The sequence below is a fragment of the Enterovibrio makurazakiensis genome (assembly GCF_050336585.1).
Classification (GTDB): Bacteria; Pseudomonadota; Gammaproteobacteria; order Enterobacterales; family Vibrionaceae; genus Enterovibrio; species Enterovibrio gelatinilyticus.
On sequence record NZ_JAKJSE010000005.1, the window covers coordinates 184,951 to 208,609 of the forward strand.

The following is a 23,659-nucleotide window of genomic DNA, read 5'->3' on the forward strand; positions in this document are numbered from 1 at the left end:
CACAACCTGACGACTCCTTGTCATTCGAACGAGTTTAGCCTGTTGTCTGTAACTAACTTATCTCGCTTTCTAGAATCAAACAATGAGTGAACAATTGAATAACGGGGACAAATACTTTTAGAAAAGTAACATATCATCAGTTGTATACATTCGGTGTCCTCAGGCTCATAGAGGCTTAGTAAAGATGAATGGTTGGCTTTGGAACAACATGCTTTTCATATTGTTTGATTACCAACCATTTTGACTGCAAATGACTTGATACTTACACTAATCCCCACCACCACATCCTCCTCCGCCATCGCCACTCGAGCAGCTTGAACCCGCACAGCCAGAAGAGCAGCCAATATGGCTGGCGCAGTAACCAATGCCATTCGTCGATGATGACGTGTTCTGACAGTCAAGCGAATAGATGAAGCCGTCTTCGATATCGAGCTGCGCATCAATGGCGAAAAGCAGTGGTAATTTAGCCGGGTGAATAGGGTCAATGCTGTCTTTTGCACAGGCTAAGCGCCAAGCACGTTTGATCCCCTCTTGAGCGGAGGTGGGTGTTTTCATCGCTTCTGTTGGTGTGTGGTGAAGAAACCGTCCAAACGCTTTATCACAAAACTGCTGGTATTCTTTGGTGAACAAGATGAACTCGTGCCAAGCAACATCAACCACCTGTGAAGGCATCGCAACCTGCTTTTTGTTCGCCTGATTGCAGATGGTGAGATAATCCTTGAGGCCATCGATCACCAACATCAAATCTTGATCAGTGAGATGCGGGTATTTTTTCGCGACTTTCTTTTTAATCACTGAATTAAAACGATAAGTGCCAATAAAAACCAACTGCGCTTTTCGCTTTTTCTTGTAGGCAAACACACCCCAAAAAATGCTCACCAACACGATGAGAAATATCCCTATATTCATCAACTCGTCCATTCCCTTTATGTACGACTAGGCTATCGTATCTAGATCTAACAATAAACGCCTGATTTCTTAAACAATTAATGAGGTTTCATCAACCGAATGGCAATTGAATTAAGAGGGGAAATTAAGACCGTCAGAGTGCTATCCCCTCTATCTCCCCGACCGACTCTGTTTTCACTGCATCTCAGCTTGAGTCGCTAAACATTCCATTACGGTGATACTGAGGAAGCTTCAAAGTGTGATTCCGTTCGTAAGCCTCTGAAATGAATAACTAACATGCGTTTTGATGCTGATAGCATAAATTCAACTATCCACGTATCAAACGAACCATTGTCGACAGGTTTTAAATGCATATTGCGGGACGTACCAAGAAACTTCATTTCGTTGCTTAGCGTTCACAAGGATGAATATTCGTGAAGAACTACATTTCTCCGACCACTAATGAATCCTTAGTTCGGCTATTGGTGCCAACGTCTGGACTCCTCGCATCAGTCTACTTTCTGCTTAGCGCTAGTTATTTACTCTCCCTCTCTTCGTTATTGATTAGCGTGGTGTTTTTTTGGAAATCTAAGCACAATTTAATTCTACTGAATACCAAATACCCACCTAGCAAAACCAATTTTCATAACTGCAAGAACGCAGCCATTATCTATGGATGGCACACCGTCAGTGAAATAGACATGGTAAAATTGGAGTTTGAAACGAATGCGTCACTGTCGAGTTGGGGGGAGTTAATCACGGTCTTATTCACGTCTTCAGGTATTTTGGTCAATAGTCGCCCTTCTCCATTAAGACGTCCGTCGTTAATCACGATGGGAAGGAACAAGAATAATCTACAAAAGCTTATCGCGACGCTTGAGGATAACACCCACTCATTGCCGGATTGAGGGATAATAGACCCCATTGTTACCCAAGAGGTCTATTATTCACGCGAGCTTTTTGTTCATGTTAAATTCAAGCTCACATCCAGCTTGGTTTCACTCTAACCCAGTGAAGAGCTACTTTGGAGTGATCCGCGTGAAACGTGATCTTGACGCCCAGACTGTTTCATCAACATCACCACAAACACAATACTCAATACCACGCCAAGTAGCATCAAACCCAATTGCGCAATGTAACTGTAGAAACGTGCTTCCGTCATACTGACGTCTAACATAATTGATTTACCGCCGTCCAACGCTTCTACGGACGTCACTACGGCATAATCCAATGTACTGTTTTGAAATTCAGCCAGAACACTTTCTGCATCGCTCAACGCTGTGCGATAGCCCTCAGCAGAGCGGCTACTATAGAAACCACCATAACCTAGAACCTCGTCCCAAATATCGGTGAACGGTTCTGCATTCGTCACGGAGATCTTAGTATTACTATTACTTTGTAACTCGTTTGACGAAAGCCCTTCTGCCCATCGGTTTAGCTCATCTCGGAAATGCTTGTTAACATGGTCTCTTCTTATATCCCTTAAATTACCAAGTTCATATCGGCTTTTAAGCATTGAATATTGACCCTCGGTGTCGAAGTTAGCAGTGAGTAGCTCTGACCAACATTGCGCCTCACAAACGTCAATTTCTTTTGCTTCCGCCCAAAGCGACAACAACAACGCTTTGGTTTGATCATAGTCCGACCGCTCCGTGTTTTTTTCTAGCCAAACAGCCCACGCATGCAAACTCGAATGACGAACATCTGCGATATTTTCGTGGGCAATAATGTCGTTACCCGCTAAAGAAGCGTAGAGCTTTAGCATCGAATATTGAGAGAATGGGATCTCGGGAAAAGAAAGCTGATCTTCAAAGGTGCTGAGTTCGTCTAAGGTTGGCGTGAGCGTTTCCATAAGGTCAACTGGCACTGATGACGAGACAACGACGTACGTCGAGCAGAAATTCGGCCAGTCTATGTCATCGCCACCTGCGGACATTTCCGCTCTGCACTGTCGATGAGCATTTGATAATGAAATACGCTGTCCGCGATCAACAACGCCATCCCAGTCACTGAATTGTTCAATATTCACAGTCTGTTGGTTTTTTAGCATATCAACCGACAATACCGCATGTGGCATGTATAGCGTGAAAAACAACGATAGCGCCATGACCGCTGTCGTGCCCGCCATCCAACCTAAATAAGGCTCGTTTTTTTGTCCGTCGACTTTGATGTCACGCTCTAAAGAGTGTGTGTGACGATAGCTGACCAATGTTTGGGTTTCATTGCACACTTCAAAAATCACCTCGGTATCAAGATGAATATCCTTCGTCCAATGCCCCGGCAATTGAAATGTTACCGAGCCTTTCGCTTCGCTTTCGTCATACACTCGAATGTATTGCTCAAGCGCGTTATTAACCACTTCATTTACTCGTCCTTGTAGACGCGTAATTTTATACGTTTCCCGTTCACGCTTTAGTTCCCGCCACCAAAAACCAAAGCCAACAATAAAAGTTAAACCGAATGAAACAAGCCAGCCAGCCGCTTCATCTTTGCCATAAAGTAAATAGGCACTCGCGATGAAAACTAACATCATTGGAATGGCGTATCTTTTGCCTTGAGTGGGTGCGTCGTAATACCTGCGTTCAATGTCTGACGCGTCCCTTTGTCCCAATACTTCTAGTGGCAATGTTTCAATTTTCCCGCGCTTACCGGCACCGATGGCATCAACCGTCGCGTCATTGAGAGCGTCGCTATGGACATCGCTCACTAACGAATAATCACCCATTGCTAGGACGTAAAGTTTGTCGTCGACTTTGGCCAGTCTCGCTACACCATCAGGGGGAAGCACGGTTTCAGCAGACAAAAAAATTGAACAAGGCATATGTACTTTCATGCCGCAGATGGTCACTAGCGTCTCGGCAGTTGCGCCCGTGGTCGTGAGTGTCGTAACAACCACAGGACCATTCGCATGGATAATGGGTACCGAGTCTGGCAATGTGATATCGTGAGTTTTCTCTAACGCCCTTACCTCCTCCTCGGTCGCGAAGATTTCCCCCTCCTCATCATTGTCGAGTAGCTTTTGAGCATTACTTTCCGCTTCCCTCTTGTCACCTTGGAAAGAAAAATACGCAACAATGGAGACCAGGATCAATATGATCTTTACTAATATGAAAAAATCCATTTATTAACGTCCATAGTATGAAATTGTCGACATCTTAATTTCATCACCTTGTTTTTACAACATAATACATCGCTCACATCTTTATTTATCACCAATGAGAAACATACCTCTGCCAAAAATAAAACTGACTTTATTATCAGTTTCAAAAAGCATTTAAGTCTTTCCAAAATCACAGCCCAACAAATTCACTCATCTCTAATTTAGAATTGCCTCTGTTTATGAAGAATGAAAACAGAACCCGCCACTGTCGCCATTGAATGTTTGATTAATAAGGGGGAAGGTAATAAAAAGTAAAGGGGAACAGGCACTACTAGAAAAGCGCAATATTATCAGTTGCATGCATTCAGCGCCCTCAAACTCAAAGACGTTTAGTAAAGATGAATGGTTGCCTTTAGACCGATATGCTTTTCATATTGTTTGATTGCCAACCATTTTGACTGCTAATGACTAAGCCCCGCTCATCCCTAATCAGTATCGATGTAACCCCTTACTACCATTACGTTTCACATTGTGTTCGTCGCTCATTTCTGTGTGGATATGATGAACAAACCCAGCAATCCTATGAACACCGCAGAAGGTGGATAGAGAAACGTCTGTTAGTGATGGCGAGTGCTTTCTGCATTGACGTTTGTGCGTATGCCATCATGAGCAACCACTATCATGTGGTGTTGCACAGCAATTTTGAGAATGCCAACCAGCGCTCAACGTTTTTCAAGAAGATGAGTTTTCAGAGTCGGAAGCGGAAAGATGTATCTATATGATTGAAGTATGGCGAGAGAGCCTAATATCAATAAATTGGTTCATGCCGTTGTTGAATCAATACATTGCCTCAGAAGCTAACCGAGAGGACAAATATACCGGTCATTTTTTGCAAGATCGCATTAAAAAAGCCAAGCGTGGGCAGAGTGATAACTAATGGGCAGCGTTACGTTCTTTCTTCTGTGTATGAACTGATATTACGCTACGAAAATAGCCCCCCCACACAATAAACTGGGAGGGCTGTACATCTGTATTTTCTGTTTACCGTTAACGTTTAAACCTAACGTTCAATAAACCTCGCCTAAAAATCGCCATCTTTAATATATGGGTGAGTCCAAAGCACCACAGACAAAATCACCGCTTTTCTCCACGCTTCGTACATTGCATCCGCTTCTTTTTGTGAAGTATTACCTTTTGCTAAAAACGGCTTAATTGTGGTTGTGATAGGATAAATAAACGCAACCATGTAGCGGTAGTCAATATGATCAACGGAGTTCACATCATCAGCGCGATTCTTACCCACACGATGATGGCGTTTCGCAATTTCATGCTGATAATCCAGCCATTGCTGATCATAATTCGCACTCGTCAAATCAAGTATCCATTGCTCGAAACGCGCACGGACACGTGATAAATACTCGCCATTTGCTTCATGGGTGTCTTTGTTCGAAAAGTAATAAAGTAAATGAGGGTTCGCACCAACATACCCATACCATGTATCTAAAATTTCATTGATTTGAGGCTTGAGAATTTTTTGAGCTTGACGAAGAGCCTTCACATCATCAGGTCCAAAAAAGATCGTTTTTTGTAAAAGTGCGAATTCTTCCTGTGATACGGGAGACGTTTCTAGCGATTTGGAATCCGCATCGTAGCCTGGCACTCCTTTCCCGCTATTTCCTGCACTGACAGTAGTTGTGCACCCCAACAGTATGGAAATACTAAAAATTGCATATATTGCTCTCTTCATATTTGCCTCTCATTGCTTCCATTTTAAGTAACTAGTTCATGTTTTTATCAACTCTTACCTGTCCTACCAATTCAGGGAGGAACGATACATTACAGTGTCGACTCAAAACCATAACATATCGAATCGAAACTATATGAAAATTCAAATACTGTCAAGTTAAGCGAAGGCTAGAAATGGAACGACAGTGGGAGTTATGGGAATTACAGGGACAGGCACCTTTATAAAACTAAAATATTATCAGTGATATATGATTGATTCCCTCAAGATAAAAGGCACTGAATGATGATGAATGATTGGCAATAACGACATCCTCTTTTATCATTTTATTACCAACCATTTTGACTAAACTTGTTAGTCAGCATCGACGCCAAGCTAATTTTGGCTGTGTTCTGGGATCATTTCTGTGTATCTACCCTATTTCCAATACCGACGTTCATCGCATTGAGTAAGTCGCCATTGTCTTGCTGATATGCCCATGAAAATACGCCAGCTAGATTTCGTTCAACGGCTACTTTGCCCAACAATGCGCACCACTGCACGCTCACACCTACCTATCAATATGGATTTTTTTCCAATTAGTCAGTAAGTTAGTGCGACAATCTGAGATTAGAAGTGAACAGTATGGACGTGTCGTTGAAAGCAATGAGTGCAGCGTCATTCTCAGCGTATTTGAAGTGGGTTATTCCTGTCTACGCGAGTGACAATGTGGCGTCAGGTCGGTGGGATCAATCCGACGCCTTAGAGCGAGCAAAAATGGACTACGCACGTCTTTTACCAAAGGGATTGAACAGCCCTGATGACCACTTATTCAACATCATTGAAAACGCGAGTAACATTAACGTTGGCTATATCTGGGTGAAAATCGAAACGCATTTTGGGAAGAAATCTGCGTTTATCTATGACGTTGGAATATTCGAGGGACATCGCCGCAAAGGTTTTGCCAAATCAGCCCTTCGCTGCATCGAAACGGTAGCGTCTGAGCTTGGTGCATCCAGCCTTGGCCTTCACGTTTTCAGCCATAATTCAGCGGCTCAGGCACTCTATTCAAGCATGGGTTATCAAGTGGTGAGTCATAATATGAAGAAGAAGTTATCTCGTTGAGTCGGCCTACATTGTGTTTTGCGATGACATTCATAAGGCTAGGATATAAACAACCATCTCGATGATTACTACCCCAAGCCTGCTATACACTAATTTCAGCTTGCTTCGCTTCTTGCTGTCTACCATCTAAGAAAATTTACTATTATGGCGTCTGGTAAACAATATATTTGAAGACTCCTAATACTTCACTGCACGACTAAATAGATCGTGCGCAACTTCACCTCAAGGTTTGAACTGCCCCATCAAGGATGCTAGTTACATAGCCCAATGTCTTAGATATGTGATATCTATATGATGTAACTGGGTTTAGGTTTTTCCATTTAAATTAATCTTGTAGACTCTGTCAGCATCCAAATATTAAACCACAGTAAAAAGTGAGCCATCACCATTGGTAAAAGGATTTTGAAATATCATGCGAAAAAGAGAATTAGCAAAATGGCTTTTCATCGGGGTTATTACATTAGCAATGTCGCTTGTTGTTGTGATTTTCATCTTCGACAGTCCACAAAAAGGTTACGCCTATTTGCCACCTGAAACTCCCAAACCACCCAAAACTGACGGATCTTATCAACGTTATCATTATGATGAAGTATTAGCAGAAACAGGTCAATACTTAAATGGCGAACTTCATGGAGAGTGGAAGTCGTACTGGTATAATGGCAAGTTAAGATTACATGGATCTTATTCGCATGGACAACCAGTGGGGCTTTGGGTTGAGTATTTAAGCCAATGGTCAGATACAATTTATTCTGTTAAGTTATTACATGAAACTGGAACTTATAGTGAGAAGAAATATTGTGAATCTGGGAGCACATCTTCATTAGAACACTACACCAAAGATAATGAATTAACCGGCGATTATTATCAATTCTATTGCATTGAAGGCGAAGGGCTTGCTCAAAATACTCAGATTGAAGTTTCAAAAAGCGAATTGAAAAATGTTAAAGTTCACGCAAACCACATTAACGGAATACTAGACGGAGAGTATTTGTATTATCACAAGAACATGACATTAGGTGAAAAAAGGCACTATAACAAAGGATCAAAAGAAGGTGAATGGATTGTTTACGACTTTGAAGGAAGAGTTACTGAAAAAGGCAGCTATCTAGCAAATGTTAAAACTGGTGTTTGGAATACCTATGAAGAAGGCATTCTTTTGGAAAGGCATGAGTATTTAACAGAAAAGCGCTCTAAATACAGCTCTTATCACATGAATGGACAACCTAAAGAGCAAGGGCAATATCATCAAGATATGAAAGTGGGAAACTGGAACTACTTTGATACTCAGGGGCGATTAGAGAAACAAGGCGCCTTTGAAAATGGAGTGAAACAGGGAGTCTGGCTTACCTTCCGCGATGACAACAAGCATATAGTATCAAGTTATAAGCGTGGCCTTCGTCAAGGTGACCTCCAAGAGTATTATCCTAATGGCAATTTGTTCTTCCACTGCACGATGCAAAATGATCAATGTAACGGTCAATACACTATTTACCATGAAAATAATACAGTGGCAGAAAAAGGAAGTTTCCTAGGTGGTTACAAAGAAGGCCCAGTAACAAATTACTATGAAAGCGGTGCTATTTATATTAAAGCAAACTATAGTCGCGGCCATTTCATAGATTATTTCGAAAGCTATTATGAAAATGGCACCTTGGAGTCGAAAGGACACTACAAAAGCCAATTTGGATATACAGATGATGCATATGGTAATAGCAGCATCATTGCCATCACAGGCTCAGATCATGATGGTGATTGGTTGTATTATCATGACAATGGTCAACTACATAGAAAAGGCAGCTATAAGTATAACGAGAGAATCAATCTATGGTATTACTATGATCGAGACGGTCAACAGACCGAATTACGATTCTATCAGACAGGCTTTAGTTTCATTCGAATGAAGGATGAGATGAACGCTATACCTAACCAACCTCCAGTGATGGATGTAGCAAATAGAGATTATTACACTCTCGATAACTAACCAATATAAAAGTACGGATTGATTTTCGGTCATTCTGCACCTCACTGGATTTATTTAGCATTGAAATTATCATAGAGACAATACAAGTTATCCGCCCACCAAATTAGATTAGGGAAAGCGACGCTGTCACTTTCCCTACTTCAGTCAATGCTAGGAATTAGTTACTTTGCGAAAACCATAGCGGTTCAACAGTAGCCAGCCACACCAGAAGAAAGACGTGAGCGCGACGGCAGTCAAAATGGCAGGTTTAGGGTTATCTAACGAACTGATTGAACCCGCATAAGCCGCAATGATGGTGTATGGCAATGTTACCGTGATCCATGATAGAACAAACGTCAGGAACTTCATGTGGCTGATACCTGCCATACAGGCAGTCACTTCAGGCAAAATCGGCAATGCGCGGGACAGAAGAATCATCAGCACGCCGTGTTCGCGAAACTTTTGACGAAGATCTTGCTGTCTGGCATTGTCTTTAATCACCACATTGAGCAGTCGGTCTCCAAAAAAATAACTCAACCCATAGCCCACCACACCCGCCAAGAATGTGCCGATAAATGCTGCCAGAGCGCCAATGTATGGCCCTGCAAAGTAGCCCCCTAACATCATGATTGAAAGCGTCGGCACGGCGATAAAAAGGTCTAAGAAAAGCAGTGAAATTACAATCGCTGCAACCACCAAGGCATTCACAGACTCTGCGGCTGTCAGCCAGCGTTCGATGCTTTCAATCGACAGCCAACCAAGGCCGTTGACCACTAAAAACGTCGAGGCAAAAAAGATGGCCATGAGGCTCATGAGTTTGATGAGAGATGTCATATGCCCTCCTAGGGATAACGCATTGTGATGTCATGTGGCGTATTGCTTTCTTCAAGGTCCGCAACAGATAGGCGTGCGCTAGCGAAACTCGGCGCTTTATAGGTGATACGTGCCCCTTTGGAGAACCCCAAGCCCTCTTTGGGAAGGATGCCCGTCCAATTTTTGGTGACTTTGCCATCCTCGTCTTCATCATGAAGCACTTTAATCGCGAACAATGTGGGGACGTTTTTAAGCACCACAGCACGCTCAGTTTCTGTAGACGGATAACGCAGAATGAGAAGTGCTTTATCATGCGCTTTAGGAAACCCTTCCTCTTGAAACAACATCACCAATATTTGCCCTGGTCGGCTGGTATCAATCCCCTTTACCCGCACTTCCACACTGTTTTCTAACGCATCAACACTCATCGATATTCCTCCTAAAATCATGGCAATCACTGTTTGCTTCAACGTCATTTATGACCCCTTCAACAGCTTTTTCGCGGCAAAGGGGGCGATAGCGAGCAGTACTCTTAAAAACCGCGTCATCCCAATATCAAAATCCCTGTTTCCCCTCTCGACACCCCCAATGATGTCTAACGCCGCCGCCGACGCGCTGATCTTTCCTTTACCCCTACCTGAGGTCATTTTTGTATCCACCAGCGGCAAAAATGCCTGCTGAACCCCAATTACTGAGCCTTCGAATTGATAACGTAAACTTTGAGAGAAAATATTGAGTGCAGCTTTGGTCGCGCAGTAAATCGCAGACGATGCTTTAGGCACTAACGCAAGGGCGGAGTTAACATTCACGATACGCGATGAGGACGCTGCCAACAGTGAAGGCAACAAGCCATGCGTTAATGCACACACCGAGGTGAAGTTAGTGTCGATTTCGCGCTGAATGGAATCAAACTCGAACCGATCATCGGTAAAAAATGGTGTAAATTGAACCGCGGCATTGTTTATCAAAACATCGATTTTGGGGTGCTGTTTCTGAATAGAATGTGCGACGGAATGGACGCTTTTTACATCGGAAAGATCGGTGTGGTATGTGACGACTGATGGCCAATCGCGTTTCAGTTGGTCAAGTTTCTTGGCGTCCCGACCAATCACGACCAATTGATTTGTCTCGGCCAAGCATTCCACCAGCGCTCGCCCGATGCCGGAAGTGCCGCCTGTCAGCACAATACATTTGTTGGTTAGCTTCATGAAGTGTCCCTATCTGAATGATATGACACTCATCGTAATGAACCAAAAACCGAAACAAATTAACACATGTTAAAACGCGAGAATTTTCTGTGCGTGAAGCGCTAACTTTAGGTCTAGCAACGAAGAAAGCTACTGACGTTGATAAGCATTTTGCATCCCGAGTTTCGCGCGGATACGAGACAGCGATACTTCAGTGATCCCAAGGTACGAGGCAATATGGTAATTCGGTAAAGAATCGGCCAAATCAGGGTGACCATCGACAAATTGAAGATACAGTTCAGTGGGTGATAGGAGCAGTAAATCCGCTTCCCTTTGCTCTTTCTTCATTGCAAGAGCCGTTACCATGGCAAGAAACGCATCTTTCCACCCCGACCTACCCTCGCTCAACTGCGTTAAACAGGAGGCAGAGATTTCAAAGCACATGCCGTCAGTGAGCGCTTCACAAGTGAATCGTGACGGGCGTAATGCCACAAATGAGGAGAGGCTCGCTGAGACATCACCCGTTTGCAAAAACGATTTGTTTCTTCGTGTTCCATCTGGCGTGAGGTAGTAATTACAAAATGTACCGGAGCAGACGAATCGGAGTTTATCCGCAACATCACCCGCGTGAAAAAGTACCTCCCCTTTTGTAAATGTGCGAAGCATTCCCTTCTCAATAAAGGCATTCCACTCTTCATCTGAAAGCGTAAATCGCTTTCGAAAGCCCTTTTCAAAAAGACTTAGGGGTTGGGAGTCTTCCATTTCTCTAGCCATCCATTTATCTACTCATCCATTTTCCATACCGTTCATGTTCCGTATCATGCACTTTCCGCTATTCACAGAAGTGATACGACGCCTTCAGTCTCTACGATCCAATCCGTTGCTACAAATCTAGTTTCTTTGCGACCTTCGCTACCACATCAAGTATTTCCGATTCTTGTTCAGAGGCTTTGGAGGACAGGTTGTAGAACAAGATGCAGTCTTGTCGCACTGCTCTCGGCGCTTCTTCTAACTCGACTTCTCGAATATCTCCGTTTTTTATATGCTGCGTCATCAGTTCTGGTGAGCATACTGTCCATCCGCCCTGCTTGAGTTTTTCAATAAGTAAGTTTTGTGAGGTCACTACTTCATATTCGTGGCTAACCTTAGTGTGCCTGAGTTGATTGGCAATATCATTCTCAGTGACAAGCTGTCGAAACGTAGCCAATTCAGCGATAGATACCGGCGCATTTGGAATGCTTGAATGAACAGATGTGAAGATACTCAATGGAAACTCACCAAGGTTGATGTTACCGATACCCGCACTTGGGTGAAGGTTGCCCATCCCCGGCATGATCGCGAACAGCGCGTCTCCGTCTTCAATTTGTTGTAGGCAATGGTGCCTGTCTCTCTGAAGCCAATTAATGATAATGTGTGGATGAAGGGATTTGATTTCTAACTCGATGTTCAACAACAGGTTGGTAGGAATGGCGCTGTCGTGATACACGGTGATATTGCTCAATTCGCCTTTGTAAGCCGACAGAGCAATGTTTTCAAACTCCAGCGATTGCCTTGCCAATAGCCTTGCTCGCGGGTAAAGACGGTGCGCTATGTTATTCGGTACGGCCTTCTTTCCCTCGATGGAAAATAGTTCTACACCCATCATATCTTCAAGGGCATTGATGCGCTCTCTCACCGTTGAGCGAGCCTTCCCCAATTTGTTGCTGGCAGCGCTATAGCTTTGCAGCTCGTAAACACTGGTGAAGCAAGCCACTTGTTCCATCGAAATCATCGCCACCCCTTTGTACTGTTGAAGCGTACATTTTGGATTTATATGTTCGAATTTAACAAGTTAATCTACTCCCGTACACATAAGATTGTTAACGGGGAATTCAAATGAAAAAATCAATAATCACTCTTATCATCACGGGCCTCTTTTCTACAAGCGCATTTGCGGATATCAAACCAATGTCTACGGTGCCTGCGCAGGCGGATGAACAAGTCACACTAAGTAACTGGACTCACGCGCCGTTTAACCAGTGGGCTTTCCAAAATATGGGCATTCACCCAAGTGTTATGGTTCCTCGTGATGGCGCCATAAATGAAATCCCTCAGGCGCTAAATCCGGACGTTGCTGAACACAAATTTACTTACGGTAATGAAACACTGACATTCCGTGATGCCATGATTCATGACAACACTGACGGCTACATCATTTTGAAAGACGGCAAGATACTTCACGAAGAGTACTTCGGGGATTTCACTGCCAAAGACCATCATATGTGGGCATCAAGCACCAAATCTCTGGTTGGTCAGGCGTTGGGTTTGTTGGTCGAACAAGGCAAAGTCGACGTTGACGAAAAAGTCAGTGTCTATATTGATGAACTCAAAGGCTCGCACTTTGGTGAACAAACCGTCCGTACTCTACTAAACATGACAACCGCCATTGATTACAATGAAGATTACGTAAACATGGCGCCAGGCGATGTGCATTATGAGTACTTCCGCCGCTTAGGGTTTATTCCTGCCTACGACTTACTGGCATTAGATCCAACGAAAACAGACACACCACGTGATTTGTTGAGCTTTGCGCCAAAGTTTAAGCAGAACGAAGATTTAGCCGTAAATCATGCGTTTGAATACCATAGCCCAAACGTGGATGTGATTGGTTGGATTATCGCGCGCGTTTCTGGGCAACCACTCAACGAGTTCATTGCGGATAATATTTGGAACAAGCTCGGTGTAAATCATGACGCGTTCTTTATTACAGACATGAACTACAACCCAGTAGCGACAGGCGGCTTTAATACAACATTGAAAGACTTTGCTCGAGTAGGCCTCGCAATGGCAAACAATGGTCAGTACAACGGCGAGCAAGTGTTCTCTGAAAAGTGGGTGAAAGACAGCTTCAACATCACCAAAGAAGAAAATACACACATGATGAACAGCGTATATAAAGATGCAGCCGCAAACGTGTTCGACCCACACTTAGAAGGTTATAAGAACTTCCTTTGGGTGCATGATTCAGACAAGAACATTGCGACATATCGCGGCGTATTCGGGCAGTTCCTCTATATCAACCAAGAAAAGGATGTTGTTATCGCTGTGTTCTCTTCAGCTGAAAGCGCCTCAAACGCAGCTAGGGAAACATCCAAGGTTAAAATGCAAGCGTTCGAATCCTTAGCGGAATCGCTATAGCAGTGAGCGCACTAAACGTGGAAAACACGTAGGATAGGAAGATTTAAGATGAATGGTTGGCTTTGAAACGATGTGACTGTCATATTGTTGATGGCCAACCATTAAACTCTAAATAGCTGACGCCCTCTCATCACTTATCACTTATCACTCATCACGATCGCCGCCACGCCCCAGTCCAGTACTGCGGCAGAGAACAGCGGGGACAAACAGAGAACAGCGGGGACAGACACCCTAAGAAAAAAACAATATTATCAATTGCATACTGTTAGTGCTCCCATACTCAAAGATACGGATTAAAGGTGAATGACTAGCCTTTGAGCCATATCCTTTGCGCATCTCTCAACCGTTAATCGTCACCTACTCAAGTGCGTTTATAACATCGTGGCTATTTTGTCTGATAATCTGAAATTACTGCTATTTTCTGTGCTTTTTGTCCTCACTACTTGGATAGGCGTCACTGTGGACAACGCGTTGTTTAATGGATTTGAAGTTGTATTTACGGCAGTTAGCGTGGGGTTTTTCGTTGGCTTTTGTTTGTATCAACGAAAAGACCCACTCAAGTTTTACACAAGGTTTGATGATGACAGGCGCTTTTTTAGAAGACAAAAACCGCACTTGCACGCTTGCGTGTCCCTTATTTTCGTAGGATCTCTTTCTCTCTATTCACCGACAAGTGAGCCATTTGAAGTCATTGTCCCCATAGAAGAGAAGCGTACGAGTGCATTCAGTAGAGGGCAATCGTACATATTACACTTAAAACATGAATCGTTTGGCACGCTCAGAATGGTGGTGCCAAAATCAATATGGGCAGCACATGATCAAGGCGATTTGATGCTGCTAGAAGTTCAAGAAACAGCTTTTGGTCAGCATCTTGTTACCCATTATGTGCCTTTAAATGATGTACGCTGATGAATCAGTGATGCTTATCCTCTGCAATCTCCATAAACCACGAAATCACTTTATCAACGCGCTTTGGTTGGCTGCAGGTATTCAATTTGATGATGTAAATATGATTGAAAACTGGATCAGAAACGGCTGATTGTATTTTGCACTCTTCCAATCGACCACTATCAATATATTGCTGCACACAATGACGGGGGAAAACGGACACTCCCAGCCCACCTAACGCCATTAAAATAGCCCCTTCGATGCTATTGATTCGCCCCGCAAAATGCACAGATAAGTCGCTGACCGAGTGAAGACTAGGAAAGAAATGGCGACGCCAAAAATTAAAGTACACATCCATGCCGGGATATTCGATGTAATTGTATTCAAGAATATTGTCTTCATTAACTTCAGACACACCACAATTGGGCGCTGCCACCATGATGTATTCTTCCTGACAAAAGCTAAAATACTCTAGCCGAGGGTGATCCACTTTCTCTGTGACAAAGCCAAAATCAACCTGACTCATTAAGACTTTGTCGAAAACCTGACTGTTATGGATCAGTGTTAAATCGATCTCCAGTTTTGGGTAATCCAACCGCCGTTCAAGGAGCATCGAAAAGTGTGGCGACAACAAGCAAGATGGTGGCATGGCATAGCCGACGACGCCTTCGATTTGGCTAAAGTCACTTTGCACTTCGAGTGAAAAATCACTATTGAGGTCTTCAATATTTTTTATGTGCAGTAGGAGCTTCTTACCCGCATCCGTCATTATTGGGCACTTAGGGGTTCGGATAAACAGCTCATAACCCACTTGCTCTTCCAAGCTGCGGATGTGCTTGCTGATGTTTGCCTGTGTCATTGCCGCCATTTCAGCTGCATCATTAAAACTGCGCGATTCTGCCACCGCTTTAAATGCGCGAAAAAGCCGTGGGTCTAAATGCATCATTTTCTCTTCCTTCATATGCTTTCATATAAGAGCGCCACTGAGCATTTTGTGTGCCTCGATATACATCTAGCAATACAAAGAAGCTGTATCACATCGACACCAAGCAACACCTCAACTGAGTGTAGTATTTACTCAATACACTCAGTGTCGCTAAAGAGATACATTTTCTAAATTTCGGTGCAGCCTGAAAGCGAATTGGTACCTTTGTAATCGATCCTTGTAATGGATCTTTGTATGGATTTGGCTTAGTAAGTCGGCACTCAGGGGTTATAGGGGTTATAACAAATCGGATTTGCGTTCCAACTCGCATGCTAACAATACTTGGACGTGCATTTATTGGATAAAACACGGAAATTAAATATGAAAACAAACCTCATCACACCGAATGGTATCCGTGTTTGGCAAGGCTATCGACGTCCAGAATTCATTGATAATACAGAGGGATTCTTAAATAAGTTGGGGCAAATATTCATTCCCATTACCGTACAACTTATGACTCCGATGGGGCTAAGAATGTATTACCCCGCCGTCGTTTCTTCGCCTAACGTCTCTCACACTGTAAAGCTCCCAGATGAAATCGCCTTGGTTGGGTATCCTTCGCAAGAAACTTACCAGGAAGCGAGCCACCAAACCGTTGCAGGCCGAGCCTACTCCTCCCTTCATGAAACCGTTTTTAACTTTACGCCAGGCGATGTCCCGTCCAGTTTTTCCAGTTTCCCCATGGCCTATTCCAACCACACCCAATCTCAGTGGAAAACACCCTACTACTTCTCTGGCGAAGCGATCGATTGGCACGATCTGTATATCGGCGTGATTGTGTGGACATGGCCAGAAGACGGCAAGTGTGACCCCTATCGAAGCAGCACCACCATTTTAAACGCCTGTGATAAAGCGATATCAAGTAACCATCATCTGTTCGAAGTGATCGCGGTCATGCAGGAAAATTACGGCATTATTTGGTTCGCGTCCGACGTACTGAGTTGGCCAGACACGATTATTCAAGCCCTTACTGATAATCAATGCTCAGTAGTGATGCAGGCATTTCACGACACGACAAATATTTCACCACTATTTAGTGAAGATGATAGCGGTATTCAGGTGTCTGCAGGGCAAGCACTGGATGTACGCCTGTCCTCTTGAGTATTCACGCTAAAAAAGTGCGCTCTTAAATGCTCTGTTCTTCTTAAGGGCTCTGCTCTTCTTAAGGGCTGCACCCGCTAATCACCGTTCCACAATAGGTATCTCCACCAAGAGGAAAAGGAGTGAATCATGAAAGCAAGTACGCTGATAGAGGTTAAGGTAAAGCCCGACAACACACTAGAGTTGACCCCGTTACCGCAAGTTAAGATTGCGTCTCAGGATCAAACCGTGACTGCAAGTACCAGTGTCGACATTAACGAGTGTTCGTATTCCATTTTTACGTTGCAGAACCCAAGCGTTCTCATTGTCAGCAAAACATTTGACGCAAAGTCACAATCCTACTTTTCGCATCAAATCTCTATCCCATGCGAATACCCCATTGATACTTTACATAGCTTTTACTTTGGCGGGCAACCTTGGTTACTCTCGTATCACCAAGATTCTGACTATGTTCAGTTTTACCGTTTTGATGGCAAAACGATCACGCCCGTTACCGCCATACGTATAGGAAAAGGCTTCACGACAGTGCAGCCACTCTACTACCGAAACGATGTCTTCTTTGTTGCCTACAACAAAACGTCGGGCGACGTGGTGAAGTTCCAAATTGTCGCCCCAGCCTACTCGCCGCTCTATGCGCAACAAGTATGGTCCGCTACATGGGCTCAAGGCTGGACTCGGTTTGCTTTTTTCCGTCTTGGCGCTGAAAACTTCTTTATCAAAACCAACGAGAAGTACCTCAAAGTCAACATCGACCATTTTATGGACAGCATAGAGTTGGGCTCACATCCGGTATTGAACGAAGCTGCGTCCCCTACCATGCTAGCTCAGTCTGACGTTCAAACCTTTTATGATGCAAACCAAAACCCATTTTTCTTTACGTATCAGCCAGATGGTGTCATGACATTCAATCGCTTTGACGGTAATTGCGAAGACTGGAAGTTGGCGCTATCAACCCAGCAGGCTGAGGACGTTACGCTAATACACAACGTTCAGCTCAGCAGCCGAACGTTGATCCTGCTACTCCAAAACTGAACCATCCATAAACTCCAATAGGGAGATAACACAGTGAACCGTTTTGACGACATCGACATACGCTCCCCCCAATTGCTCGCGACAACAACCCACTCGCTGCCCCTGCCGGTCATTGACTGGCATACCATTAGCCATGAAGCGCCTGTGCCACTCTCTATTGAAGATGGCAAACTCCCACACGCCGACTTTATCTTGATGACTTGGACATCCGCAGAGTGGTCAGCGCTGGATCACGTCATGCTGAACAGCGCTAAACCGCGCTATCCGGAAGACATTGATTGGCGAAACAACTGGCATAGCTACACGGATAGTCAAGAAATTACACCGTATTGCGAAAACCCTGAGATCGACCCTCTTTTTTATTTCCAATTGGTAGGGATTGGCAGCACAAACGGTCACCAACAACGCGTGCTGTTGGTTAAATCTCAGGTTCATCTCGCCCACCCTCCTTGGATTTCAGGTTTGGAGGCTGCCATCGACATACTGCTGAAAAATGTGGGCGCAAAGTACATTCTTTCGACCGGTACCGCTGGCGGGGGAGCCATCACAGACATGCTGGGCGCAGCCATTGTGACCAACAAAGCCCATATCCTGTTGGCGAAACCAGAAAATGAAGATTGCGGTTACAACCACCAAACTTTCACATGCAATAGCTGGTTTCCCTCAGAGAGTTTGTACCAAGCAACGCAGAATGCTTTGATGTTTTCAATGGACAAAGTGTGGAACGATTCGACCATCAACGAAGCGATCAACGAGCTGAATCAATCTTCTCAAAACGATCAAACTGCTGAGACCAAACCCTACACATATGATGATTTGATCAATGCACCGCTTAATCCGGAAAACCTTCAGCAAGCACAGATAAAGGTATGTAAAGACCAAGCGTTGTTGACCACTGACTTTTATTTCATTGAAGGGAAAGAGCCGAGCAAACCCTATTGTTTTTTGGAAATGGATGACGCAGTGATAGCGCACCAAGCTGAGCAAGCAGGCATCAGTTATGCGTTTATTCGAAATGTTTCTGATCCTATCGTTGTGACCCACACGGCTTCAGGCCTACCAATATCGGATGTTGTTCGTGGTAATTGGTCTGGCATCATCTATAAGCGCTGTGGCTTTTACAGCAGTTTTAACAGCGTGATGATGAGTTGGGCCGCGATTGCCGGTGAACAAACCAATATACTCAAACAACCTGAAAATGCAGGATTCAGCGAGGTTTACTGACGTAACGCAAACGACGTTTAACCCAAAGGATTAAACGTCGTTTGATAACTCGACATTCGGATTAGGGGTATTTAGTTAGTTTGCCCGCAATTTTACTCGCTTTTCCTGATAACAAGCAGTGCTCCGAATTTCCTTTTATTGGATCTTTCACCACCTTTGCACCGACCCCGTTTAACCCCGCCACGGTTGAAACACAATATTGGCTATATCCGCCAATACCCGTCAGGTAATTGGAGTAGACGCTTTTATTGCTCGTATTTGTCGTGCAGTTAACACTCAGACCAGAGATGGTATCGCCATCGCTAGATACATGAACACCACTCCCGTTTTTAAACGCTGTTGCTGAACATTGCCCAGCCCGAATCACCAATCCCGTTTTCAAGGACGGATTCGCACCGAGCACCATATTTTCAACGTCACTTTCCTGTTTGATACAACCCGAAACCACCAGGGCAAAAACAGGTGCGACAAAAATGAGTAGATTTGAAGTACAAGAACGTTTCATATCAGCCTCCCATCACGCTAGCGGACGAGTGTTTTGCTTCATGGTTTAGTCGCTTAAGTTCCGCGAACCCTTCCACGGCTTTGCTCAATTGTGGTTTGCTACTAGGGTCCAAACTAAAACTCAATTCGCAACAAGGACATGAGAATGCAGTGCCTGACAACAACATGCTGACATCAAAGGAGATGCTAGTGCGGCAATCAGGGCAAGGTAATTGGCTTTTCATCGATGATGCTCCTATGAAGAAAAAGCCCGGCTGACAAAAGAGCGTAATACTCGGTCCGGAGGTCAGCCGGGGGATAAAATCACACAGTGGATTCAATTAAATAAAGACGAGATTACGACGATTTTTCTGCTGGTTTTGCTGAGCCCAGCGTGATAGGACTGATACTATTGGTGAATGCTTGAATTATGGTTGTGACGCCTTGAGGCAGCGAAAGCTGTCCTGCATGAACGCTCACTGTGTATTTTGCGTTGTTGCTCTTTTGGTAGGATGACTTTTGGGCAGAAGCAGACTGACTGTCATGACTAATGCTGCCTTTCACTTCCACAGACCACCATCCCTCACCCAGTTTGGCGGAGAAACTGCCTTGTTCACTGGTTTTACTGGACGTTGATTGAGACGATTCGTCTGAGTAGCTCGATTTCACTTCCATCTCAAAATCGACCTGCACATTATCGACACCTAAAGAGTTAAGCGGAACAATTGTCAAAAGAGGCACATCGAATTGGGTAGTGACTTCTGTTACGTTAACTTCCGGCGGTTCTCCCTCTTTCGCTTCACCTTCGGAGATCACTCCTCGAGTAATTTGCATTGTCACCATAATGGGTTCAAGCGAGTCATTACCTTTGCCATCGGTATCGGATTTCTTATTGAAACAAGTGTCCAACATGAACTTGGTTTGGGTTACGGCCATCATGCTATTGGCTTGTGCCGCGGCATTGAGTGGGCCACCGATTAATGAACGCATTGGCAATCCTGCGAATTGCTGCGCCATGGAGACTAGTGCTGGTCCTGTGCTGACGTCTGGCATGATATTTCTCCTGATTGATGATATTTACAAAATGAAGCCCTTCCCCATTTAACCGGGGATCTGCGCTCTTAGTGCTCTTTCATAGCCTTCAATTAATTTCTTCAGGCCTTCAGGCGGCTCATCGGCGTTAATGGTAATTTCCAACTCAGCCGTGGGACTTTTATTCTCTCCCGATTTAAATAAACCACCTTTGTTATTTCCAGAGAATGAAACATCAAGCCCATTATCTTCATTCACATTCACTTCCAAATTCGTTTTAAATTTCACCTCACTCACTCGAGGGCTAGCCAAAGGAACAAGAGTGAGCAAGGGAACATCGACACTAATTGTCTGAATGCCATCAGATGTTTCTGTCGGATATTCGATGGTGACATATTTAGGGCGATAGACATTTTTATTATTATTTTCAGAGTCTTCACTGCCATCAACCCTTCCTGAATCATCGCTTGGCACCGCGTCAAAGAAACGATTCATCAACTCTTGGTTTTCGTTTTGTAGAGCCTGATTGGCTTTAGTCACGCTCAGATGAACGGCTGAAACCAAAGAGTTTAAATTAATCATGATTGTTCCTTTATGTAATTCGACACTGTCAGTTTTGAATTTAAATCCAATTAACACAAATCGGATTTGGAATGGCGGGTATAACAGGTTAGAAACTCGACGGTAAGGCGATGAAATATAGAATTATACCCAAAGACATCTCTAAAAATTATCATTGGGCAGTATGAGAAATAAACAGAAAGATAATACCTTTTGGAACATGCCGAAACACATCCGAGAAACAGCGTATAACAACATTAAGCCGCACTCAGCTTGAACAATATTTAGCGTATGGCGTCTGGCAATTTTGGTTGGAGAATAATAATAGTTGCCATGTGAGTTCAGAACAGCTCTAGTCGTAGCATCTAGGTTGGATTCACATATAAATATGTGGCTGGAATCTGTTTTTTTATAATACCCTGCACAAATTGCGCACTATAAACTAAACTACACCTAAGAGGCGCATACCCGCTTTGTCATTGATTTATCACATGAATATATTGAGTTTCAGCCAACAGAAAGCCACTTAGTGGTGGGTGGAGAGAGCAAGACAAAGCTTGTAGTTGAACACAGTCACGCATCAAGTGAAAATATAAAAGGAGAATACAGTTGAGCATTCGGTTTAAACTCACACTCTTGTTATCGTTTTTATTTATAACTGCAATAGCAAACTCCGCATTTATTTTCAGGTTAGAAAATCTAGGAGAGGAAAAATTAAACTGGGTTGTACACACTCACGATGTGCTGGATCAAACACACGACCTGCTGAGCGCAATGAAAGATGTGGAAACTGGCCAGCGTGGTTACCTTCTCACGTCTAATCTCTCTTATTTGGAGCCGTATCATAACGGAATATCACAGGTAAAAGAAAACCTAGAGTCACTCAAATCGCTAACGACAAGTAATCCTGAACAACAGAAAATCCTGGATCTTGTTTCAAAAGATATCTCCTCAAAATTCAAAGAGATGGAACAAACCATCAAGTTGGCACAGAACAATGAAAAAGACAAAGCTATTGCTCTTGTCAATCAGGATATTGGTAAACAATACATGGACAACATTCGTCGCAACCTCCATGAGTTCACCAAAACAGAGCAAATCTTTCTAGAGCAAAGAAAAGGTGACTTCAGAGAGAACAGAGCACAGATAACAACATTGGTCACAGTAGAAATATCATTTTTTGTCGGCCTTGCCATATTTACCCTCTTGTTTCTACAGCGTAACTTTTTCGTACCTTTACAGTTACTCGTTGCCAGTACTCAACTTGTTGAAAGAGGCAAACGCCTAGAGGTGAAAAACATTGTTGAAAATAACGAAATGGGCCACCTGCTCACAACCTTCTTTAGCATGAGCGAAAAGGTGCATCACAGAGAAAAAACGCTTGAATACAAAGCGCACCATGACGAGTTAACTGGCTTAAAAAATCGTTTGTCTATCTATGATGAACTCGACTCATCCATTGGCGATGCAAAAAGATACGGAGATAAACTGGCCGTTCTCTTCTTAGATCTGAACCTATTCAAACACATCAACGATACATTGGGTCACGATGTGGGTGATGAAGTGCTAAAAATAACCGCAGACCGACTAAACGATTCAGTGCGATCAAGCGATTCGGTATTCCGTCTCGGTGGCGATGAGTTTGTTGTGATCGTTCGAAATATCAAAAGTGCCAAAGATGCCGAAGGCGTTATCCAAAACATCCTCAGTGCATTTGAACCCCCAGCAATGATTAACGGTAACGCAATAGATATATCAACCAGCATTGGTGTAGCCGTTTCTCCTGACAACACAACAGATAGTGATGAATTGGTTAAGTACGCTGATGTCGCCATGTACGCAGCAAAACAAGACAAAAGCACACATTTCAAATCATTTCGTGAAGACATGCTGAACAAAAAGGACGATGTTGCCTAGCGTCGCCACCTCCGATGTCACTTTCTTCAATCGGTGTGACATCAGGCTGCGTTGAACTCCTGATCGACAAAGCCCCCTCGTTCGGGGGTTACGCCCAAACGACCTGAAGGTGCAAGATATTGGTTGTTTGGGTATGTCGCTTTGGCCTGCTCAAACCGTGTGTCAGTCTATCAACACGTCAACAAACTTGAGAGAAGGTATATGCCATCTCAAAATACTGACACGTTGCATTTTTTTCATCTCATACTGTAAATGAATATGATATTTCAACTATCACTGACTAGTAGTGGGGATAATTCCGCCTAGAATCATTTTTTCAGACAATAAGATACAGAAAACCCTTCATTTATGAGTGGTTTTTGTCTTATTGGTGGCCAGTAGTGTCTTTAATGAGAAAATGCATTTACACACATAACATTTCCTTTCTCGCCAGTATTGATAAGTCGTAAACTCATCAATAAAT

General features: G+C 43.7%; 23 protein-coding genes and 1 pseudogene. 10 read left to right on the top strand and 14 right to left on the bottom strand.

All coding sequences use genetic code 11. The annotated features are described in order from the left end of the window. Positions 1-267: 267 nt before the first annotated feature. Positions 268-909 (bottom strand): glycine-rich domain-containing protein, encoded by a 642-nt coding sequence (locus L4D06_RS03020; RefSeq protein ID WP_429737816.1) that lies wholly within the window; start codon positions 907-909, stop codon positions 268-270. A 413-nt stretch (positions 910-1,322) separates the two neighbouring features. On the opposite strand from L4D06_RS03020, the gene L4D06_RS03025 reads away from it, so the two are divergent. Beyond that, a complete protein-coding gene (locus L4D06_RS03025; RefSeq protein ID WP_429737817.1) occupies positions 1,323-1,796 on the top strand; it encodes a hypothetical protein in 474 nt (157 codons plus the stop codon). A gap of 95 nt (positions 1,797-1,891) precedes the next feature. Here the strand turns inward: L4D06_RS03025 and L4D06_RS03030 are convergent, their stop codons facing one another. Then, entirely contained in the window at positions 1,892-4,009 is a 2,118-nt protein-coding gene (locus L4D06_RS03030) for a hypothetical protein (protein WP_429737818.1), read from the bottom strand. Positions 4,010-4,452: 443 nt separating this feature from the next. Between L4D06_RS03030 and L4D06_RS03035 the strand changes: the two are divergent. After that, positions 4,453-4,895, top strand: a pseudogene (locus L4D06_RS03035) (alpha-amylase family glycosyl hydrolase); the annotation flags it as partial. Positions 4,896-5,069: 174 nt separating this feature from the next. On the opposite strand, the gene L4D06_RS03040 reads toward L4D06_RS03035, so the two are convergent. Next, positions 5,070-5,735: a protoglobin domain-containing protein gene (locus L4D06_RS03040; RefSeq protein WP_429737819.1), complete on the bottom strand. Its 666-nt coding sequence runs from the start codon at positions 5,733-5,735 to the stop codon at positions 5,070-5,072. Between the two features lie 395 nt (positions 5,736-6,130). Continuing rightward, the gene (locus L4D06_RS03045) at positions 6,131-6,274 is read right to left on the bottom strand and encodes a hypothetical protein (RefSeq protein WP_429737820.1); all 144 of its coding nucleotides are present in this window, start codon (positions 6,272-6,274) and stop codon (positions 6,131-6,133) included. A gap of 82 nt (positions 6,275-6,356) precedes the next feature. On the opposite strand from L4D06_RS03045, the gene L4D06_RS03050 reads away from it, so the two are divergent. Both L4D06_RS03050 and L4D06_RS03055 read left to right on the top strand, forming a co-directional pair. Continuing rightward, positions 6,357-6,836 carry a GNAT family N-acetyltransferase gene (locus tag L4D06_RS03050; RefSeq protein WP_429737896.1) on the top strand — a complete coding sequence of 160 codons (480 nt, stop codon included), beginning with the start codon at positions 6,357-6,359 and terminating at the stop codon, positions 6,834-6,836. Between the two features lie 412 nt (positions 6,837-7,248). Next, positions 7,249-8,817: a toxin-antitoxin system YwqK family antitoxin gene (locus tag L4D06_RS03055; RefSeq protein ID WP_429737821.1), complete on the top strand. Its 1,569-nt coding sequence runs from the start codon at positions 7,249-7,251 to the stop codon at positions 8,815-8,817. 150 nt (positions 8,818-8,967) lie between these two features. Here L4D06_RS03055 and L4D06_RS03060 read toward each other — a convergent pair whose 3' ends face one another. From L4D06_RS03060 to L4D06_RS03080, 5 genes are all read right to left on the bottom strand, one after another. Continuing rightward, positions 8,968-9,630, bottom strand: coding sequence for a TVP38/TMEM64 family protein (locus L4D06_RS03060; protein WP_429737822.1), 663 nt, complete (start codon positions 9,628-9,630; stop codon positions 8,968-8,970). Positions 9,631-9,638: 8 nt separating this feature from the next. Next, positions 9,639-10,085: a DUF2141 domain-containing protein gene (locus L4D06_RS03065; protein ID WP_429737823.1), complete on the bottom strand. Its 447-nt coding sequence runs from the start codon at positions 10,083-10,085 to the stop codon at positions 9,639-9,641. Continuing rightward, a complete protein-coding gene (locus L4D06_RS03070; RefSeq protein ID WP_429737824.1) occupies positions 10,086-10,817 on the bottom strand; it encodes an SDR family oxidoreductase in 732 nt (243 codons plus the stop codon). A 129-nt stretch (positions 10,818-10,946) separates the two neighbouring features. Next, positions 10,947-11,558 (bottom strand): Crp/Fnr family transcriptional regulator, encoded by a 612-nt coding sequence (locus L4D06_RS03075; protein WP_429737825.1) that lies wholly within the window; start codon positions 11,556-11,558, stop codon positions 10,947-10,949. A gap of 121 nt (positions 11,559-11,679) precedes the next feature. Then, complete coding sequence (locus L4D06_RS03080) at positions 11,680-12,567, bottom strand: LysR family transcriptional regulator (protein ID WP_274167058.1); 888 nt, start codon at positions 12,565-12,567, stop codon at positions 11,680-11,682. Between the two features lie 104 nt (positions 12,568-12,671). Here L4D06_RS03080 and L4D06_RS03085 point away from each other — a divergent pair, with 104 nt between their 5' ends. Then, positions 12,672-13,973, top strand: a complete 1,302-nt coding sequence (locus tag L4D06_RS03085; protein WP_429737826.1) for a serine hydrolase domain-containing protein — start codon at positions 12,672-12,674, stop codon at positions 13,971-13,973. Positions 13,974-14,432: 459 nt separating this feature from the next. After that, positions 14,433-14,882, top strand: coding sequence for a hypothetical protein (locus L4D06_RS03090; RefSeq protein ID WP_429737827.1), 450 nt, complete (start codon positions 14,433-14,435; stop codon positions 14,880-14,882). A gap of 4 nt (positions 14,883-14,886) precedes the next feature. On the opposite strand, the gene L4D06_RS03095 is transcribed toward L4D06_RS03090, so the two are convergent. Then, the gene (locus tag L4D06_RS03095; RefSeq protein ID WP_274165356.1) at positions 14,887-15,807 is read right to left on the bottom strand and encodes a LysR family transcriptional regulator; all 921 of its coding nucleotides are present in this window, start codon (positions 15,805-15,807) and stop codon (positions 14,887-14,889) included. A gap of 360 nt (positions 15,808-16,167) precedes the next feature. Here L4D06_RS03095 and L4D06_RS03100 point away from each other — a divergent pair, with 360 nt between their 5' ends. The 3 genes from L4D06_RS03100 (at position 16,168) to L4D06_RS03110 (ending at position 19,203) form a co-directional block, all read left to right on the top strand. After that, on the top strand, positions 16,168-16,947 hold the full coding sequence (locus tag L4D06_RS03100; protein WP_429737828.1) for a hypothetical protein: 780 nt from the start codon (positions 16,168-16,170) through the stop codon (positions 16,945-16,947). Between the two features lie 129 nt (positions 16,948-17,076). Further along, positions 17,077-17,979, top strand: coding sequence for a hypothetical protein (locus L4D06_RS03105; protein WP_429737829.1), 903 nt, complete (start codon positions 17,077-17,079; stop codon positions 17,977-17,979). Between the two features lie 33 nt (positions 17,980-18,012). Next, the gene (locus L4D06_RS03110; RefSeq protein WP_429737830.1) at positions 18,013-19,203 is read left to right on the top strand and encodes a hypothetical protein; all 1,191 of its coding nucleotides are present in this window, start codon (positions 18,013-18,015) and stop codon (positions 19,201-19,203) included. 61 nt (positions 19,204-19,264) lie between these two features. Here the strand turns inward: L4D06_RS03110 and L4D06_RS03115 are convergent, their stop codons facing one another. The 4 genes from L4D06_RS03115 to L4D06_RS03130 all read right to left on the bottom strand — a co-directional run bounded on the left by L4D06_RS03115 (position 19,265) and on the right by L4D06_RS03130 (position 21,300). Beyond that, the gene (locus L4D06_RS03115) at positions 19,265-19,708 is read right to left on the bottom strand and encodes a hypothetical protein (RefSeq protein ID WP_274165360.1); all 444 of its coding nucleotides are present in this window, start codon (positions 19,706-19,708) and stop codon (positions 19,265-19,267) included. Position 19,709: 1 nt separating this feature from the next. Beyond that, positions 19,710-19,931 (bottom strand): hypothetical protein, encoded by a 222-nt coding sequence (locus L4D06_RS03120; RefSeq protein WP_274165361.1) that lies wholly within the window; start codon positions 19,929-19,931, stop codon positions 19,710-19,712. 112 nt (positions 19,932-20,043) lie between these two features. Next, positions 20,044-20,739, bottom strand: coding sequence for a DUF2589 domain-containing protein (locus tag L4D06_RS03125; protein WP_274165362.1), 696 nt, complete (start codon positions 20,737-20,739; stop codon positions 20,044-20,046). Positions 20,740-20,787: 48 nt separating this feature from the next. Then, positions 20,788-21,300: a DUF2589 domain-containing protein gene (locus tag L4D06_RS03130; protein WP_429737831.1), complete on the bottom strand. Its 513-nt coding sequence runs from the start codon at positions 21,298-21,300 to the stop codon at positions 20,788-20,790. Between the two features lie 615 nt (positions 21,301-21,915). Here L4D06_RS03130 and L4D06_RS03135 point away from each other — a divergent pair. Continuing rightward, the gene (locus L4D06_RS03135; protein WP_429737897.1) at positions 21,916-23,196 is read left to right on the top strand and encodes a CHASE3 domain-containing protein; all 1,281 of its coding nucleotides are present in this window, start codon (positions 21,916-21,918) and stop codon (positions 23,194-23,196) included. The last annotated feature ends 463 nt before the right edge of the window (positions 23,197-23,659 follow it).

Bases quoted from the DNA above. Each gene is read 5' to 3' on its own strand.
- L4D06_RS03020 (WP_429737816.1), bottom strand. From the start codon at position 909: ATGAATATAGGGATATTTCTCATCGTGTTGGTGAGCATTTTTTGGGGT.
- L4D06_RS03030 (WP_429737818.1), bottom strand. From the start codon at position 4,009: ATGGATTTTTTCATATTAGTAAAGATCATATTGATCCTGGTCTCCATT.
- L4D06_RS03040 (WP_429737819.1), bottom strand. From the start codon at position 5,735: ATGAAGAGAGCAATATATGCAATTTTTAGTATTTCCATACTGTTGGGG.
- L4D06_RS03050 (WP_429737896.1), top strand. From the start codon at position 6,357: ATGGACGTGTCGTTGAAAGCAATGAGTGCAGCGTCATTCTCAGCGTAT.
- L4D06_RS03055 (WP_429737821.1), top strand. From the start codon at position 7,249: ATGCGAAAAAGAGAATTAGCAAAATGGCTTTTCATCGGGGTTATTACA.
- L4D06_RS03060 (WP_429737822.1), bottom strand. From the start codon at position 9,630: ATGACATCTCTCATCAAACTCATGAGCCTCATGGCCATCTTTTTTGCC.
- L4D06_RS03065 (WP_429737823.1), bottom strand. From the start codon at position 10,085: ATGACGTTGAAGCAAACAGTGATTGCCATGATTTTAGGAGGAATATCG.
- L4D06_RS03070 (WP_429737824.1), bottom strand. From the start codon at position 10,817: ATGAAGCTAACCAACAAATGTATTGTGCTGACAGGCGGCACTTCCGGC.
- L4D06_RS03075 (WP_429737825.1), bottom strand. From the start codon at position 11,558: ATGGAAGACTCCCAACCCCTAAGTCTTTTTGAAAAGGGCTTTCGAAAG.
- L4D06_RS03080 (WP_274167058.1), bottom strand. From the start codon at position 12,567: ATGATTTCGATGGAACAAGTGGCTTGCTTCACCAGTGTTTACGAGCTG.
- L4D06_RS03085 (WP_429737826.1), top strand. From the start codon at position 12,672: ATGAAAAAATCAATAATCACTCTTATCATCACGGGCCTCTTTTCTACA.
- L4D06_RS03095 (WP_274165356.1), bottom strand. From the start codon at position 15,807: ATGATGCATTTAGACCCACGGCTTTTTCGCGCATTTAAAGCGGTGGCA.
- L4D06_RS03100 (WP_429737828.1), top strand. From the start codon at position 16,168: ATGAAAACAAACCTCATCACACCGAATGGTATCCGTGTTTGGCAAGGC.
- L4D06_RS03105 (WP_429737829.1), top strand. From the start codon at position 17,077: ATGAAAGCAAGTACGCTGATAGAGGTTAAGGTAAAGCCCGACAACACA.
- L4D06_RS03115 (WP_274165360.1), bottom strand. From the start codon at position 19,708: ATGAAACGTTCTTGTACTTCAAATCTACTCATTTTTGTCGCACCTGTT.
- L4D06_RS03120 (WP_274165361.1), bottom strand. From the start codon at position 19,931: ATGAAAAGCCAATTACCTTGCCCTGATTGCCGCACTAGCATCTCCTTT.
- L4D06_RS03125 (WP_274165362.1), bottom strand. From the start codon at position 20,739: ATGCCAGACGTCAGCACAGGACCAGCACTAGTCTCCATGGCGCAGCAA.
- L4D06_RS03130 (WP_429737831.1), bottom strand. From the start codon at position 21,300: ATGATTAATTTAAACTCTTTGGTTTCAGCCGTTCATCTGAGCGTGACT.